At 42.4% G+C, this 16,482-nt stretch carries 16 protein-coding genes; 7 read left to right on the top strand and 9 right to left on the bottom strand.

Going from position 1 to position 16,482, the window contains the following annotated elements; translation table 11 throughout:
* The first annotated feature begins 41 nt into the window (after positions 1–41).
* From carB to PHI47_RS14225, 4 genes are read left to right on the top strand one after another with little or no spacing between them, the layout of a single operon-like run.
* Positions 42–3,299 (top strand): carbamoyl-phosphate synthase large subunit, encoded by a 3,258-nt coding sequence (gene carB, locus PHI47_RS14240; protein ID WP_299938842.1) that lies wholly within the window; start codon positions 42–44, stop codon positions 3,297–3,299.
* A 4-nt stretch (positions 3,300–3,303) separates the two neighbouring features.
* A complete protein-coding gene (locus PHI47_RS14235) occupies positions 3,304–3,735 on the top strand; it encodes a Sua5/YciO/YrdC/YwlC family protein (protein ID WP_299938839.1) in 432 nt (143 codons plus the stop codon).
* A 10-nt stretch (positions 3,736–3,745) separates the two neighbouring features.
* The gene (locus PHI47_RS14230; RefSeq protein ID WP_299938836.1) at positions 3,746–4,330 is read left to right on the top strand and encodes a hypothetical protein; all 585 of its coding nucleotides are present in this window, start codon (positions 3,746–3,748) and stop codon (positions 4,328–4,330) included.
* 2 nt (positions 4,331–4,332) lie between these two features.
* A complete protein-coding gene (locus tag PHI47_RS14225; protein ID WP_299938834.1) occupies positions 4,333–5,511 on the top strand; it encodes a glutathionylspermidine synthase family protein in 1,179 nt (392 codons plus the stop codon).
* A 10-nt stretch (positions 5,512–5,521) separates the two neighbouring features.
* On the opposite strand, the gene PHI47_RS14220 is transcribed toward PHI47_RS14225, so the two are convergent.
* Positions 5,522–7,459 (bottom strand): EAL domain-containing protein, encoded by a 1,938-nt coding sequence (locus PHI47_RS14220; RefSeq protein ID WP_299938832.1) that lies wholly within the window; start codon positions 7,457–7,459, stop codon positions 5,522–5,524.
* A gap of 145 nt (positions 7,460–7,604) precedes the next feature.
* Here PHI47_RS14220 and PHI47_RS14215 point away from each other — a divergent pair, with 145 nt between their 5' ends.
* Genes PHI47_RS14215 through PHI47_RS14205 form a run of 3 tightly spaced genes read left to right on the top strand, consistent with a single transcriptional unit; the run spans position 7,605 to position 10,749 of the window.
* Positions 7,605–8,162 carry a GNAT family N-acyltransferase gene (locus PHI47_RS14215; protein WP_299938830.1) on the top strand — a complete coding sequence of 186 codons (558 nt, stop codon included), beginning with the start codon at positions 7,605–7,607 and terminating at the stop codon, positions 8,160–8,162.
* Positions 8,159–10,222 (top strand): TonB-dependent receptor, encoded by a 2,064-nt coding sequence (locus tag PHI47_RS14210; protein WP_299938827.1) that lies wholly within the window; start codon positions 8,159–8,161, stop codon positions 10,220–10,222. Before PHI47_RS14215 ends, PHI47_RS14210 begins: the two co-directional genes overlap by 4 nt.
* A complete protein-coding gene (locus tag PHI47_RS14205; RefSeq protein ID WP_299938824.1) occupies positions 10,219–10,749 on the top strand; it encodes a hypothetical protein in 531 nt (176 codons plus the stop codon). Before PHI47_RS14210 ends, PHI47_RS14205 begins: the two co-directional genes overlap by 4 nt.
* Before the next feature lie 3 nt (positions 10,750–10,752).
* On the opposite strand, the gene PHI47_RS14200 is transcribed toward PHI47_RS14205, so the two are convergent.
* The 8 genes from PHI47_RS14200 to PHI47_RS14165 all read right to left on the bottom strand — a co-directional run bounded on the left by PHI47_RS14200 (position 10,753) and on the right by PHI47_RS14165 (position 16,482).
* Positions 10,753–11,547, bottom strand: coding sequence for an ABC transporter permease (locus PHI47_RS14200; protein ID WP_299938821.1), 795 nt, complete (start codon positions 11,545–11,547; stop codon positions 10,753–10,755).
* Positions 11,547–13,418 (bottom strand): flagellar hook-associated protein FlgK, encoded by a 1,872-nt coding sequence (gene flgK / locus PHI47_RS14195; protein ID WP_299938818.1) that lies wholly within the window; start codon positions 13,416–13,418, stop codon positions 11,547–11,549. The genes PHI47_RS14200 and flgK overlap by 1 nt, the downstream gene beginning before the upstream one ends.
* Before the next feature lies 1 nt (position 13,419).
* Complete coding sequence (locus PHI47_RS14190; RefSeq protein WP_299938815.1) at positions 13,420–13,851, bottom strand: hypothetical protein; 432 nt, start codon at positions 13,849–13,851, stop codon at positions 13,420–13,422.
* Between the two features lie 12 nt (positions 13,852–13,863).
* Positions 13,864–14,070: a flagellar biosynthesis anti-sigma factor FlgM gene (locus PHI47_RS14185; protein WP_299938812.1), complete on the bottom strand. Its 207-nt coding sequence runs from the start codon at positions 14,068–14,070 to the stop codon at positions 13,864–13,866.
* Between the two features lie 67 nt (positions 14,071–14,137).
* On the bottom strand, positions 14,138–14,428 hold the full coding sequence (locus PHI47_RS14180) for a rod-binding protein (protein ID WP_299938810.1): 291 nt from the start codon (positions 14,426–14,428) through the stop codon (positions 14,138–14,140).
* Positions 14,428–15,474 carry a flagellar basal body P-ring protein FlgI gene (locus PHI47_RS14175; RefSeq protein WP_299938807.1) on the bottom strand — a complete coding sequence of 349 codons (1,047 nt, stop codon included), beginning with the start codon at positions 15,472–15,474 and terminating at the stop codon, positions 14,428–14,430. Before PHI47_RS14175 ends, PHI47_RS14180 begins: the two co-directional genes overlap by 1 nt.
* A 50-nt stretch (positions 15,475–15,524) precedes the next feature.
* Positions 15,525–16,112: a 16S rRNA (guanine(966)-N(2))-methyltransferase RsmD gene (gene rsmD / locus PHI47_RS14170; RefSeq protein WP_299938805.1), complete on the bottom strand. Its 588-nt coding sequence runs from the start codon at positions 16,110–16,112 to the stop codon at positions 15,525–15,527.
* Positions 16,102–16,482: a hypothetical protein gene (locus PHI47_RS14165; RefSeq protein WP_299938803.1), complete on the bottom strand. Its 381-nt coding sequence runs from the start codon at positions 16,480–16,482 to the stop codon at positions 16,102–16,104. Before PHI47_RS14165 ends, rsmD begins: the two co-directional genes overlap by 11 nt.

The following is a 16,482-nucleotide window of genomic DNA, read 5'->3' as shown; positions in this document are numbered from 1 at the left end:
TCTCGTCTATAATAATAAAATTTTTATGACGAGGGGTCTCAATGCCAAAACGCGACGACATCAAAACGATATTACTCATCGGATCAGGCCCGATCGTCATCGGTCAAGCCTGTGAATTTGACTATTCTGGGACACAAGCGGTCAAGACGCTCAAAGAACTTGGCTACCGCGTAGTTTTGATCAACTCGAATCCGGCAACGATTATGACTGACCCTGAATTTGCTGATCGTACCTACATCGAACCGATCAAACCCGAGATCATCGCCGAAATCATCAAAAAAGAGAAAGTTGACGCCATCCTTCCAACCATGGGGGGACAAACAGCTCTCAATGCAGCGATGAAAATGCACGAACTTGGGATGTTAGAGGGGATCGAATTCCTCGGAGCTAACCCAAGTGCCATCAAAAAAGGGGAAGATCGCCAAGCATTCAAAGAGTGCATGGTTAAAATCGGTATGGACTTGCCGATTTCCCGTTACGCTTACAATATGGAAGAAGCGATGGCGGCAGCTGAGGCAATCGGTTTTCCAATCATCATCCGTGCTTCGTACACTCTAGCCGGTGGAGGAAGCGGTGTCGCGTACAACATCGATGAATTCAAAATGCTCGCTCAACGCGGACTCGATGAGTCTCCGATTACTGAAATCTTGATCGAAGAGTCACTTCTGGGATGGAAAGAGTACGAGATGGAGGTTATTCGTGATAGAAACGATAACTGTATTATCGTCTGTTCTATCGAAAACTTCGATCCAATGGGTGTCCATACCGGAGATTCCATCACTGTCGCTCCTGCACTAACATTGACCGACAAAGAGTATCAACGTATGCGTGACGCATCGTTTGCCATTTTACGTGAAATCGGTGTTGATACAGGGGGATCAAACGTACAGTTCTCCGTCAATCCTGAAACAGGCCGCATGATCGTTATTGAGATGAACCCTCGTGTATCGCGCTCATCGGCGTTGGCATCCAAAGCGACCGGTTATCCGATTGCCAAAGTCGCTACTTTACTCGCGGTCGGATTTACCCTCGATGAGATCACTAACGATATCACCGGAACCCCTGCGGCATTTGAACCGGTTATCGACTATATCGTGACCAAAGTTCCACGCTTTACGTTTGAAAAATTCCCTGAAGCGGAATCAACCCTCACCACCAGCATGAAATCGGTCGGCGAGGCAATGGCAATCGGACGTACCTTCAAAGAATCAGTTCAAAAAGCGCTCTGCTCACTTGAAACAGGTCTTTGCGGTTTTGATCCTATCGACGGAGATTTAGAATTTGTAAAACACGAAATCCGCCGCCCGAATGCGGAGCGTATCCTCTACGTAGGACAGGGTTTCCGTATGGGGCTATCCAAAGAGGAAGTATTTGAACTCTCTAAAATCGATCCGTGGTTCCTAACCCAAATCGAAGAGATCATTGCTCAAGAGAAGCTAATTACAACAGCAACCCTTAGCGACGAAGGACAGCTCCGCCGTCTCAAAACCGAAGGGTTCTCCGATAAAATGATCGCTAAATTGGTCTCACAAAACGGAGGTAGTGCAAAAGAGAATGATGTCTACGAAGCACGTAAGGCTCTGGGGATTATGTTTGAATACAACGAAGTCGATACCTGCGCGGCAGAGTTCGGCTCACTCACTCCGTATCTCTATTCTACTACTAATATCACCCGTCTCGGACTTCAAGCACCGCGTGTAAGCGATAAGAAAAAAGTGATGATTCTCGGTGGCGGACCGAACCGTATCGGACAGGGGATCGAGTTTGACTACTGCTGTGTTCACGCCTCGTTCGCCCTCAAAGAGATGGGGATCGAGACAATCATGGTCAACTGTAACCCTGAAACCGTCTCAACCGACTATGATACTTCCGATGTCCTCTATTTCGAGCCGATCGATTTCGAACACGTGCGCTCTATCGTCGATGCGGAACAGCCCGATGGTATTATCGTCCACTTCGGAGGACAAACCCCTCTTAAACTGGCAAACGGCCTCCATGCTATCGGAGCTAAAATCGCCGGAACCTCTGCGGAAGTAATCGACTTGGCAGAAAACCGTGAGAAATTCTCGGCATTCGTCGTCGAACAAGGTCTCAAACAGCCTGAAAACGGTATCGCCATGACCAAAGAGCAGGCATTCGCTGTCGCTGAAGAACTCGGTTATCCGGTACTTGTACGTCCGTCGTATGTTTTGGGCGGGCGGGCCATGCGTATCGTCTACAACGAAGATGAACTCCGCACCTATATGGATGTCGCCGTATCGGTCAGTAACGATTCTCCGGTACTCGTCGATAAATTCCTCGATCAAGCGGTAGAGCTGGATGTTGATGCGATCAGTGACGGGACTGATGTTTATATCGGCTCCGTAATGCAGCACATCGAAGAGGCGGGAATTCACTCAGGGGACAGTGCATGTTCACTCCCTCCTGTAAGCCTCAGCGCTGAGTTGCAAGGACAAGTTGAACAACAAACGAAAAAAATCGCTTTGGGTCTCGGTGTTATCGGTCTACTCAATATCCAATACGCGATCTACCAAAACGAGGTTTACCTCATCGAAGTAAACCCTCGTGCGTCTCGTACCGTTCCGTTTGTCTCTAAAGCAACCGGAATGCCGTTGGCAAAAGTAGCGACCCGTGTCATGGTGGGTGACACCCTTCGTAATGCCCTCAAATTCTACGATAACTACAATGTTGTTATGGAAGCGGACGGATTGCTCAAACCACGCCTTAAAGGGCACGTGGCAATCAAAGAAGCCGTATTCCCGTTCAACAAACTCTACGGTGCCGATTTGGTTCTCTCGCCTGAGATGAAATCAACCGGTGAAGTTATGGGAATCAGCCAAAATTTCGGTGTGAGCTTCGCAAAAAGCCAGCTGGCAGCCGGGAATAAAATCCCGACTTCCGGAACCTGCTTCCTATCGTTTATCGAAATGGATAAAGTTCATGCTCCTGAAATCGCTCGCGGATTGCACAATCAAGGGTTCAAACTCGTGGCAACTCGCGGTACCCAAAAAGTGATCGAAGCGGCAGGAATTCCGTGTGAAGTGGTTCTTAAAATCTCTGAAGGGCGCCCGAATATCGAAGATGTAATGAAAAACGGAGAAATCTCTCTCGCTATCAATACCTCTGATAATAAAACATCGAAAAAAGACGCCGAGCTGATTCGTCAAATCGTTTTACGTATGGGAACCCCGTATTTTACAACTCTCAGTGCGGCACGCGCGGCAATCGAAGCGATGGGTCATATGCACGATGACAGTTGGATGGAACCGCACGCTATTCAAGATTATCTTATCCCCTAAACAGATGAAACCTATTCTCCTCGCACAAACCGACACCACTGTCGGTTTTCTCTCTCAAGATGCACAGCGTTTGCAAGAGATCAAAAAGAGGGATAATTCAAAACCCTTCTTAAAAGTTTATGCAAACTTTAAAACGCTTCGTCGAGACATCCGTATTCCAATTATTCATAAACATTTAGTACGATATGCCCGTAAAACGACCTTTATCGTCAAAAATCAAGCCTTCCGATATGTTGATGATCCGGAACATTCCCGACTGATCGAACGATACGGATGGCTCTATTCCACCTCTGCCAATGAAAGCGGGAAAGATTATGATGAAGTGTTCTGCCAATCCATCAGTGACCTCATTATTGAAGATCATCGAGGCTTGAGTGAAAAAAGTGCATCCAAAATTTTCCGTTTAACCCCAACACGATTAAAACAATTACGATAGGAGTCTATTTATGAAACATTTCGCCTCAGCAAAACACATTATGATGGGAACAATGGGGCTTGTTGTCCTCAGTGCTCTCAGCGGATGCCAAAGTGCCCCGGAAGAGAGTCAAAGCACCCAAGAGGGTCAAAATAAATTTCTCGTTGTTGAACAGCAGCCTAGCGGCAAATACGTCATTATCGAAGAGATGCCGACAACGGGGCCAAGCCGTGCAATTATTCACGAAACCGACGAAAACGGTACCGTCCATGAACGGGTAATGAGTGAAGCCGAGATGAAAGAACTCGCCGATCAAGAGTACAAAAAAATGCAAGAAGGGAAATCGGAGCTTAACTCTGAACCCAAAAGCGAAGGGATGGGATTAGGCGGCACCATCCTTGCCGCAGCAGGGGGAGCATTGCTCGGAAATATGATCGGAAATGCATTGATGAATAACAAAAATGTTCAAAGACACCAAGATATGTCCAACCGCTCCGCGTATCACCGTTCATCTGCCGGGGGTAGCAACTCAGCCACTTCAAACACTCAGAAAAAAAGTTTCTTCGGAAATTCTGCTTCCAAAAGCACCTCTTCTAGCAGTAGTTTCGGAGGATGAGTATGATTAACTTACAAAAAATAAATCCGATAAACGATGCTGTATTGGAGGAGATCGGATTTGCTTGGCATACTGACTCCGATTCCAGTAAATACGTCGCCGATGAATTGGTCATTGTCCGTGATCATGAAGCGGAAGCCTACTACAAAGCAGTCAATGAACTGTATGATATGTATGCCACTGCCGCACAGCATGTTATCGATAAAAATCTCTTTTTTGAGCTTGGTATCCCTTTTAACCTCATCGACGTTATCAAAAAAAGTTGGGATAATGATGTCCACTGGCATCTCTACGGTCGATTTGATCTTGCAGGCGGAATCGACGGAGCACCGATCAAACTGATCGAATTCAATGCCGACACCCCCACTGCCCTCTTTGAAACCGCGATTTTACAGTGGGCACTCCTCAAACATAACGGCATGGACGAAGAGCGCCAGTTCAACAACGTATATGAAGCAATCAGCGATAACTTTCGCCGCCTGGTCACTCTTTTTGATGATCCGGAAGAGTTTGAAAAATACTACGACGGATGGAAAATTCTTTTCAGTTCGGTAAGCGGAAATATAGAAGAGGAACAAACTGTACGATTATTGCAGCAAATGGCAATTGATGCAGGATTTGAGACCGGATTTGAACCTCTCGGCGGAGTAAAATTTGATGATGAAGGAATCTATGATGCGAACGAACAGCCCTACGAGTATTGGTTCAAACTCTATCCGTGGGAAGATATTGCTATTGAAGAGCCCGAACTAGCTACCCAACTTAGCAGCATTATGGAAAATCAAAAAGCGATTATCCTCAATCCTGCCTATACTCTCCTCTTTCAGTCAAAAGGGATGATGAAAATTCTCTGTGATCTATTCCCAGATTCACCGTATCTTCTAAAAACCTCATTTGAACCGTTAAAAGGGGTGCAACAAGTCGAAAAACGGATGTTTGGACGGGAAGGTGCAAATGTACGTATTATCGATGCCTCAGGTACGACCATTGAAGCGAATGACGGGCCATATGGTAACTTTAAACCTATCTACCAAGAGTATGTCGAGTTCCCGAAAGATGCTCAAGGTAACAGCTATCAGGCAGGTGTGTTTTTCGCCTATGAAGCATGCGGCTTAGGATTCCGTCGAGGTGGAAAAATCTTAGGAAATATGTCCAAATTTGTAGGACATGTCCTGCGATAAAACGATTTTTCTAACTAAACTGGCATAACGATAGTGATGTCGGTTTACCGGTGAAGTACCCTTGTGAATAATCGACACCCAGTTCTTTGATGGTATTATAAATAACCTCATCGGAAACAAATTCAGCAATCGTTTTCGCATCAATTTTCTTCGCAAAATCGATAATTGTTTCAACAATAATACGATGACGCGAGTTACCTACAATCTCTCGTATCAATGAACCGTCTATCTTAATGTAATCAACACTCAATTTTAATATGTTTTCAAAATTAGAATACCCCGTTCCAAAATCATCAATAGCTATTTTTGCTCCCAAAGCTTTTACTTGCGTAATAAACCGTGTCACTTCATCGTAACTTTCTATCCCTTCGGATTCCAAAATCTCAAAAACAACCCGTGATGCCGTACCCGTTTCCGTAATCGTTTTAATGATTTCACTCACCGTATGAGGATTACGTATATCACTGTCGGATAAATTAATAGAAAACTCTTCATTGCGTGATGCGAAGAGTGTGCACGCTTGATAGACCACTTCAAGGGTAATGCGCGGATACAGTTTCGTTTGTTTTGCGATAGACAAAAATTTGACAGGAGGAATGATATTTCCCTCGTCATCTATCATCCGTACCAGTGTTTCATATTTATCAATCGTTCCTGTACTAAGATTGAGTATAGGCTGATAATGGCAAATAATACGATGTTCGAACAGCGCTCTTCGAACATCAGAGGCCATTGTCAGATTCGATCGATATTGTTCTTCAACTCCTTCATCCTGATTGTAAAATGCTATCGGTTTTTTATTCGCTTTAGCATGATGTAAAGCAATATCAGCCCGTGTTAATACTTTTTCACGTCCCATGGCGACACCGATACTTATTCGTATGTTGAGACTCTCTTCTTTGACCATAAATGTTTTTTCGTCTAAAAATTTTGCAAGCATGTTTAATCGATGTTCCAATTCGGTTTGATCATCCAAGTTGGTAAAGACCAGTGCAAATTCATCTCCCCCTAAACGGAAACATGCACCCGATAATTCATTCAGCCATTTTCCGATTTGCATAAGAACTTCATCACCGATTGAAATTCCGAAAAAATCATTGACTTCTTTGAAATCATCTATATTAACAATTGCCAAAGCTGAAATTTCTCCTTTCGACAATACTTCTTGAAGTTTGTAACGATTTGGCAATCCCGTCAATCGATCAATATGATATTGGTTTTCCAACTCATGAGTCTTTTCATTGACTTTCATTTCGAGAGAACTATTCATCGTTTCCATTTGTTCTAAATAGAGTTGAGTCGTTTGCTGCATCGCATTAAATGCGGTAACAATCTGCTCTATCTCAACGCTACCGTCTTCTTCAAAAACCATTTGGTCACCCGGTTTGTAATAACGAACTTTTTTAGCTATCTTGGTTAGTGGGAAGAGAAGATAGCGAACCCACCATACTGCCGCAAAAAAAATCAATGCAATACTCGCCCATACTCCGTAAACAATCTTATGGATAGATTGACGTGTCTCCTCATAGGTCAAATCACTGTAACGCAATGTAATGGACCCCATAAATTCCCCGCTGGTGGGTTCTTTAATCATATGCGTGACATTCACCGCTTCATGTCGGGATTTCAAATGTTCTTTACTATGCGTGTAGAAATAGAGACTTTTTCCACTATTATCGCGAACCTCAAGTTCCGTTACATCAGCTACCGATATTACAGGAGCAACTTTTTCGGGAATTTGATCGTAAAATTTTAAATATAAGGCAATTTGGAGCGGTTTTTCAATAGTTTGGAGCAATAAATTAGCTTTTTGTTTTTCTGAAACCAATATCGTATTTTCAAAAACTATACTGACAACGGCTCCAAGAGACATAAAAATCAAGAGGAATATCAAAATCAATGATCCCACGATTTTATAAGAAAGACGAGTTTTAGATAAAGAGATCATTGTCTTTCCTTATAAAATAATCACTGATTAAACACTATAATTAATACAATGTTAGATTTAACTGAAGATTCGTTCATAATGTGTGTGATTTTATTCTATAATACATGTCATTTATCTTTTCTATAAGAAAAAAAGGATGCATAAGATGGAATGCCGGGTAGCATCGACTGAAGATGAACGAACTGCTATATTGCGGCAGCGCCATGATGTCTTCGTAGAAGAATTTAATTTTTTTGTTCCGAAAGATGATACTCAGAAAATCGAATACGATCAATATGATGCGTATGCCCTTTTGTTCGGAGTATGGGAAAAAGAGATTTTGATCGCATCCTGCCGTCTCATTCTTCCCAATAACCCTCTCGGTTTACCGACACTTATCTCAATGCAAATTGATCCTGAAAAATTTCAGTCTGACCTGAAAACTGCCGAAATTTCGCGTATTACCGTTGCTTCTACTCAAAGAGCTTTTAGAAAAACAATAAAAATCCTTCAAACAATGCAAAAAGAGATTAACCGAATATCTGCCGATTATGGCATCATACAATGGGTCGGAGCCGTCGGACCCACTTTTCTACGCTTGCTTAATCAGTCTCGCTTACCTTATCGCCCTATCGGTCCGCTTCAACTGCATATCGGAGCTGAGCGCTATCCCATCATCCTGATACTTCAGGAGTACATCTCCTCTCTGAAAGAAAATCGATGAAAACGCATTTTTCTCTTATCCTGCTCGTTATTCCCTTCTCACTTTTAGGTGCTGGAACAGAGGTCAATTCAAACCTTTTTAATAATCTCACTGATGATATCAGTACTATTACCCAAACAGCAAAAACGCAACGTGCCAATATCGACTATCTCCCCTACATTATGACGGTATTTGACGGAGAAGAGCTTTCCCGTGCCGGGGCCTCTTCTCTCAAAGAAGCGCTTACCCTTGTCGCCGGGGTCAATATCGCCAGTGACAATCTTTCTTTGTTTAATCCCGTCTTTCGAGGGTCTAATCCCGTTGCCTACGGCCAAAGCAAATTAATTGTTGATGGAGTCGAAGTTAACGATCTTTTCTTTGACGGATATACCGCCTATCTCGCAATGCCTATCGACATGATTAAACGAATCGAAATTGTCCGTGGCCCCGGAAGCTACAGTAACGGTCATTCAGGCTATGCAGGGTCCATCGTCGTAACAACCTATAAAGGAGAAGCCCCAGCTGAGGGCGTCAGTCATTGGTTTGCTTCAGCAGGAACCTACGGCACCCGTAAAGCCGGTGTAACTTATGCAATATCACATGACGATTTTGCTTTTGCCGCCGATATATATACCGTTCATGATAATCTCTCTCTCACGTATGGGCAAGACGGTCTTTCCAATAATCTTCTCGGTGCCGCTAACGCTCACCTCTCTCGCGCAGGCGATGCACCTGCGGCTACCGACGCGATCATGGTTTCAACATCCCTCTCTAAAGGAGCTTTTTTTGCTGACGGTCGCCTCTCTACGTATCGGCATGGTTCCGGAGGCGGAATCAATTATGCTCTGGCTTCCGAGGGAGATCACTATAACATCGACCAATGGCAAATTCGTGCCGGTGCCCACTATGACGCAAATAACTTTGCGGGAATCCTACAAGCAGCAATAATTCAAGACAGTTTCACCAGCCATCAGCTCCTTGCACCCGCAGGACTGATTCTCCCCTCTCTCACACCACCCATATCAATCGTAACGTATCCTGATGGTTTTTACGGTATTCATGAAGCATTTATTCGAACATACCGAGTCAATAATACGCTCACAGGTAACCTATACGGAGGTGATACAACCTTTGGTGTCAGCGGTTCATGGAGCAGCGTATCCTCTGAAAAAACGGTAACTACCGACAGGGATACCGGAACAGGAATGACCGACTATTCAACAGTATTTCCTTTTTTTAACCCTAACGGCTCTATCAATAATTTGACAGCCTACATGACCTATGAAAAAGTCCTCTCTCCCTCTCTGAGCGGTTATGCTTCCCTGACAGTCGATCGTCGTAACGGGATTAGCCCTCAAATCGATCCAAGAATCGCAACCGTCTATACCATCGATCCAGAAAATCTGCTTAAATTTTCAATTTCACGCGCCCATAGAAACCCTTCTTGGCAAGAGATGTTTACTCTAAATAACCGAGCCCGCTGGGGAAATCCGGATTTGCTGCCGGAAAGCGTCATGGCGTACGAAACACAGTTCATTCATCAATTCGAAACAGATCACACCCTTTCTGTTAATCTTTTTCAGCTAAATAATAACAATCAAATCTATCTGCAATACAATGCTTCATTGGCTCGTTATGAGTACGTTAATGGATCAAAAAGTACTATTCAGGGAGTTGAGGGTGAATGGAGAAAACGCTATGATATGACCTCTTTTTATGCCGCTTATACCCATATTTGGGCTAAAGACGGTAACGGAATGACATTAGCGAATACGCCATCCGATACGGCACGAGGATTTATTACTCAAACATTGGATGAAAATTGGTATGCCTCACTTGCCGGTCGATGGCAAAATAAAATTCCAAGAGCATCAACCGATACACGTAATGATATGAAATCAATCGGAATTGTCGATACCTCTATCGGATATAAATTACCAACCCTCAACAGTGAGATCCAATTCACAATTAAAAATATTTTCGACGAGAAAGAACTCTACCCCAGCCCTTCAGGTACGTATAATGACGACTATCCATCAACTGGACGTGCATTTATGGCTATTATACGGGGGACATTTTGAAAAAAATTCTTCTGAGCCTTGCCCTGAGTGTAGTCGGGTGGAGTGCATCGTATGATCCATTTTTATTGGATACACAGCTCTCTTTATTACCTAAAATCGCCATGCTTGAGAAAAATATTTCCTTCTCACACACTAAATCTCCGTTTAAAATTTTAATTGCCTACGAACTTGACGATGAAGATACTGCCGCAAAGTGCAGCAAAATTTTGATGACTAAATTTAATCGGAATCTAAACGGACACCCAATTGTCGTGACAACACTTCCGTTTGACAAACTCGACAGTTCAACATCCTATCATCTCATTTATGCCCTCAAAGCAAGTTTCTCACAACTCAAAAAAGTTCATAACGTCGGTACATCCAGTACGGTTACGGCCTTATATGATGCAGACAAACTTGGAGACAATGGGTTCTTGCTCTCAATTCGTATGGAACGGTCACCGATCATTTTGATCAATGCGAAAGCATTACGTGAAAATCGAATTTCATTTCCCGATAGTCTGCTTGAAATTGCCAGGATTATCTAATAATCAGCGAATCTCTTTTTGATTCATCTTTGCCTGCAAAGCATTGGATATATTCATCAATGCAAAAGTGACGATAAAGATCAACAAACCGGGAAAGAAACTTACCCACCACGCAATATCGATCACCTCTTTACCGCCGCTGAGGATGCTTCCCCAGCTCATTTGGGGTGCAACGATTCCAAGCCCCAAAAATGATAACCCTGATTCCGCTAAAATTGCCCCCCCTACCCCGAAGGTAAAACTCACCAATACGATCGGAGCCAAGAGCGGCGCATAATATTTAAAGATGATTGTAAGCGGATGTACGTGACCGATTTGTAAAATACGGATAAACGGTTTAGATGCGATAGCAAAGCTCTCGGAGCGGATAAGACGCGCCGTTCCCATCCATCCTGTTATCGATATGATAAAGACTAAAACCCAAAGGGATGCATTCACATAACTCACAAGTGTCAACAATAGAAAAAGGGTTGGAAAGGTTAAAAAGAGGTCAACAATAACAATAAAAAGCTTATCAAATCCACCGCGTAACAAAGCGGCACTCACGCCGTACAGCAATCCGATAAGCGTAGAGATAAAAGCACTTGAAAACCCTATCAACAATGATATTTGCCCTCCCTCCATAAGCCTAGCCAACAGGTCACGCCCCAGCCTGTCCGTTCCGAACCAATGAGCCATTGAGGGGGATACTAAAATAGCATGGGAATCCAAAAACAATGGATTGACTGTATACACATACGGACCGATAAAAGAGAAAAGAATTATCCCTACCAGCACGGCAATGCTGTAAAAAGGCATTAGGCTTTAATGCCCAATAAGGTTGTCATCATCTGATCAATTGTTGTAATGATTTTAGCTGCTGCACCGTAGGAAGTTTGATAACGAATAAGGTTTGCCATCTCTTCATCAATACTTACCCCACTGATTGAATCTTGCTCTTGCTTGATTGCATTGTACTGCGCGGTAATAGATTCATTAGTACTGATTACAGCGTTTGCTTTTGTTCCGATTTTGGTAACCATCGTATCATAGTAGCTGTATATGGTATCATCTGACGTCGTTAACCCATTGGTAAAACTGACCGATGCGAATTGAAGATTCACCATATCCAATGCAGTTTGATTATCTCCGCTTGATGGTAATTTAAAAGCATTGATTTGTGATGGATCCGATTTAAAATCACTTTTCAGACTTATATTTTTTCCGTTATTTCCATCCAAAAATCGATTTACTCCTGTTACACCGGCAAAATTGGTTCCATTATCTTCAATTGCAAAAGTGTACCCTTGCGAATCAAAAGAGGGAGACAAATCAATACTCAACGTATTCGCAGGAATAGTGAAAACAGGATTCAAAATATTATTAATGTCATTTAAAGCATTATTATCCGCATTATCATCTTTTTGAGCCGTTAGCTGATCAACAATGCTGTTAGGCGTTATCCCGTCTGAGAGAAGGTTCGTAGCCGATGCGTTATCCATCACTGTTTTTTCATTGATTGTAATAGAGCGGCGAGCGACTTCTTTTCCGTTTATGTCATACGCAACAACATCAAATGTCCCGGCTTTGAAGTTTTCTCCCGTACTAAGCAATGATTGTGTATCAGAAAAAGAGAGATTATTGGATCGCATTTTGGATGTTGCACTCTGTGCATATACACTATTAGTAGCTTCAATCAGCCCTTTTGTGAAATTATCCATATTTGTCATGGTATCTTGTAAAAATCCGTCTTCAAACTCTCCGTCTGAACCGATTTTTGAACCGCGTAATTCCAATAAAGCACCAACTTTACCCGCAGTAATCTTTTCTGCAAAAGGAATTTTAACACCGTCTTGGCGCTGATAGTAGAGATCATTATAACCATTTTTATTGCCGGTTTTATCAATGCCTATCGGATGAAAACTACTGCCGTCAACCAGATTAAATCCGCTTACTTGTATGGTATAACTTCCATTTCCTTCAGAAATATTGCTGTCAACAACGTTATTGCTCGTAATCTGCCCTTCTGTGGCTTTTGCACCGATTAAACTAGACAATGTCAATTCAAGCTTGCCGCGTTGATCGCGCAAATCGTTCGCATTATTAATACCGTTGGATTCCGCTGAAGTAATGGATTTGTTCAAAGCAGCAATCTGCCCGGCAATACGATTGACCTCTTCGATATTTACCGCAACCTGATCATTTAACGAATTTTGAAGATCGCTAATCTTTGCACGCGTTTGATTAATATTTTGAGTCAATGTTTGTGTCTGTTGCGCCAAAGAAACTTTTAATGAACTGTTGCTTGGATTATCCGCCAAAGATTGCCATGTATTAAAATAATTTTGCAGATCATTTTTGATACCGTTGTTTTGAATATCAGGGAAATACGTAGAGAGCTCTTGGAGATTTTTTTTCATCTCATCCGAATAAGACTTATTTTGTGAAGCGACTTTATACTGATTATAAACAAAACTATCAAATACACGGACTATTTCAGTAATTTGTGTCCCGTTCCCGCGTTGCCCCGGTTCAATGCTTACCGGAGTTGCCGCTGCGGTAACGACACGCTGACGCGTATATCCGGCTGTTTCAGCATTGGAAATATTATGACCGGTAGTATCAATACCGACTTGTGCAGCGTTAAGACCACTGTATCCGATGTTTAATGCATTAAAAATTGATGCCATATTATGCTCGCACTTCCAAAAATGATGCTTCCGAAGAGGCTACTCTTTGATAACCCTCCATTTGTGTCGGAACGACCCGCTCTAGAAGAGAATTATAAAAGGCTCCAACACTTAAAACCATTTTTGCGTATTGTTGATTGATCTCTCGTAATTGTGAGAGATGTTCTTTGAGAGAATCGAGTTGCTGATGTTGTTCATTATCTAAAAGCTCAGAGAGAGGTTTGGAAGGTGCTGCTGTCATAAGTTTTGATATCTCACGATCTATCATCGCTTTTTTTTGCTCAAAACTTTTAATTTTCTCTTCTTTAATCGCTAAACGTTCAAACTGCGGATTATGTTTCGCTTCTTTGATATCAGTAATATCTTCCTGCGATAAAGAAATAAGAGATTCAAGATCTTTGATGGCACTTTGCAATTGATAAGACAACATCATAAACTCCTCTGGTTAGGTCAGCTCTTGCGCAATACGCTTGGCTAACGCTTCGATATCGACACGATATTCACCTTTTTCGATAGAAGCTTTGAGCTCTTCGATTCGGCTTGTGTCACCTTGTTTGTTAATAGATTGCGTGGATTTCTCCTGCTCTTTAGTTTTTAATGATGGTTCTTGGTATGCCGCTTTGATAAGCGATCCGTTCACACTTGAGATCATGGTGAATCCTTGTTATCCGTTTATGATGTGTACATACCATATCGGCCAAAACCATCAAAAATTTAGGCTACTCTTGTGTTTTTATCCCTTTTTGGCTCAAGTGATCAAATAACATCTGTGAAAATCCAAAGCCGCCCGCACTCGCATTGGAGAGTTCTTCACGGTACATCGATTTGAAAATCTTATCTCCCGGATCTTGGGTATTGAAAAGATTTTTTTCATCTTTCATCGCTTCATCCAACATCATTTTGACAATAATCGCTTCAAACTGATCGGTTTTCTCCCGCAAAGCGGCATTGCCTTCTTTGCTTCCGATGGATGGAAGCGCTTTTTGATAATGTACCCCAGAAATATCCATTAGATGACCTCCAAGTCTACTGAAATCGCTCCGGCACTTTTCATTGCTTGGAAAATAGAGATCATCTCTTTCGGACTTGCCCCCATTTTTCGGAGTGAACGGGCAATATTAGCAACCGTTGTCGTCCCCTTTTCGGTATACACTTCATTTTCATTCAGCCCGATGACGAGACTTTTATCCATTGCAACACTTCCTGCAGGTTTTGAAACTGAGTTTTGAGAGAGTATTTTAACCGTCATCTCTCCTTGTGTTACTACTACCGGCTTAACTTCTACATCAACTCCGGCGACAATCGTACCGGTCCGTTCATTGATAATAATCTTTTGATCCTGCGCATAATCGATATCAAGGTTTTGGACTTCAGCTAAAAACTCAACCATTGTTTTAGTGGCGGGAAGTTGCAGATTGATCGTTCTTGGATCGATTGCTGTAGCGATTGATGAGCGATATTTGTTGTTAATCGCATTTTGGATGGCAACAGCGTTGGAAAAATTGGATGCTTTAAGTGAAAGGGTCGCATTTTGCAGATGGACCATATCCTGATTAATTTCACGCTCAACCAATCCACCCCCATAGACCAAGCCTACCGTTGGATGCGATTCAGAACCTGCCCCTTTTTCATTTTTACCGCCGATGCTGATAGGACCTTGCGCTAAAGCATAGATTTTGCCGTCCACCCCTTTGAGCGGTGTCATAAGTAAGGTTCCCCCTTCCAATGATTTGGCATCTCCGATAGATGAAACCGTTACATCAAGCGCATCACCCTGGCGGGCAAACGGAGCAAATTTTGCAGTAACCACAACCGCTGCAACGTTTTTAGATTTGATATCGACCGGATTCATATCAATGTTCATCGCTTTGAGCATGTTGGCGATCGATTGGAGGGTAAATTTTGACGTGGTTCCATCACCGGTTTTTTTCAAACCGACAACGAGAGAATAACCGATAATCTGATTGTCACGAACGCCGACAACATTCGCGACTTCACTGATACGGGTCGCTTGCAAAAGGGTTAAAAGGGAAAAAAGCAGTACAAAAATTCGCATAAACATCCTTTATTATCAAAGGATTAAGCAAAGTTTATTCCATAATGGATTTATGCGTAATAAGTAAGAGAGGTTTTTCCGAAACGTTTTGATTTGATCCGATTAAAGTGCCCGATTGCATCCGGTAATTCGAGGGTGCTCATGTGTTCGATAATAATCAATGTCGCCATTTCAAGGGGGAAAGATGCAATCATATCTATCGTTTTATCATAGATTTCTTCCATCCCTTCACGATAGGCAAACGGCGGATCAACATAGATAAAGGCACTTTCACCAAGGGCAAGAAGCCGCTTTTTGACCTGAACGATGTTACTAAAACTATCCCCTTCAAACACTTCACATGCTTTAGGGTCGGTTTGAGCAATATTTTCACGTAACGTGCGGATTACATCACGATCTTTTTCCATAAAAATAATTTTTTTTGCCCCTCGGCTAAGAGCTTCCAGTCCGATTGATCCGCTTCCTGAAAAAACTTCGACCAAGACTGCATCAATAATATCAAATTGCAGTGTATTAAAAAAAGACTCCAATACAATTCCCTTTGAACTACGGGTCGTCTCTTTAGAGGGGAGTTTAAGGGTTTTTCCTTTGTATTTTCCGGCAATGATTTTTTTGGTAATAGTTGGGTTATTTTTCATAAAATGCTCGAATAGCTTTCAGGATATTGGCTTGGTATTCACGGGTTAGTTTATCGATATGACGTTCCAAAATCTCAAAACTAATCCCCTCTTCCGATGATGGAAGGACTTCTTCTTCTATAGGAAGAACAGGTTGTTTCAGGGTTTCAAATTTTTGGGTCAGTGCATGAAGCAGCTGTGCTTTTGAAAACGGTTTAATCAAATCAGATAATTTATTGGTACCAATGACAAAGGTGGGATGTGTTTCATCTCGGATATCTTTATCACGAATCAAAATATCACATTGACGAATCGAGCTTAAATGCCCATCCAAAAAAAGTTCTAAAGAACGTTGCAACAATGGAGAATCACACTGTATAGCTACTTTCAA

Source organism: Sulfuricurvum sp., assembly GCF_028713855.1.
Taxonomy (GTDB): Bacteria; Campylobacterota; Campylobacteria; order Campylobacterales; family Sulfurimonadaceae; genus Sulfuricurvum.
Note: the sequence above shows the minus strand (reverse complement) of the source record. Positions and strands in the feature narration are given on the sequence as shown.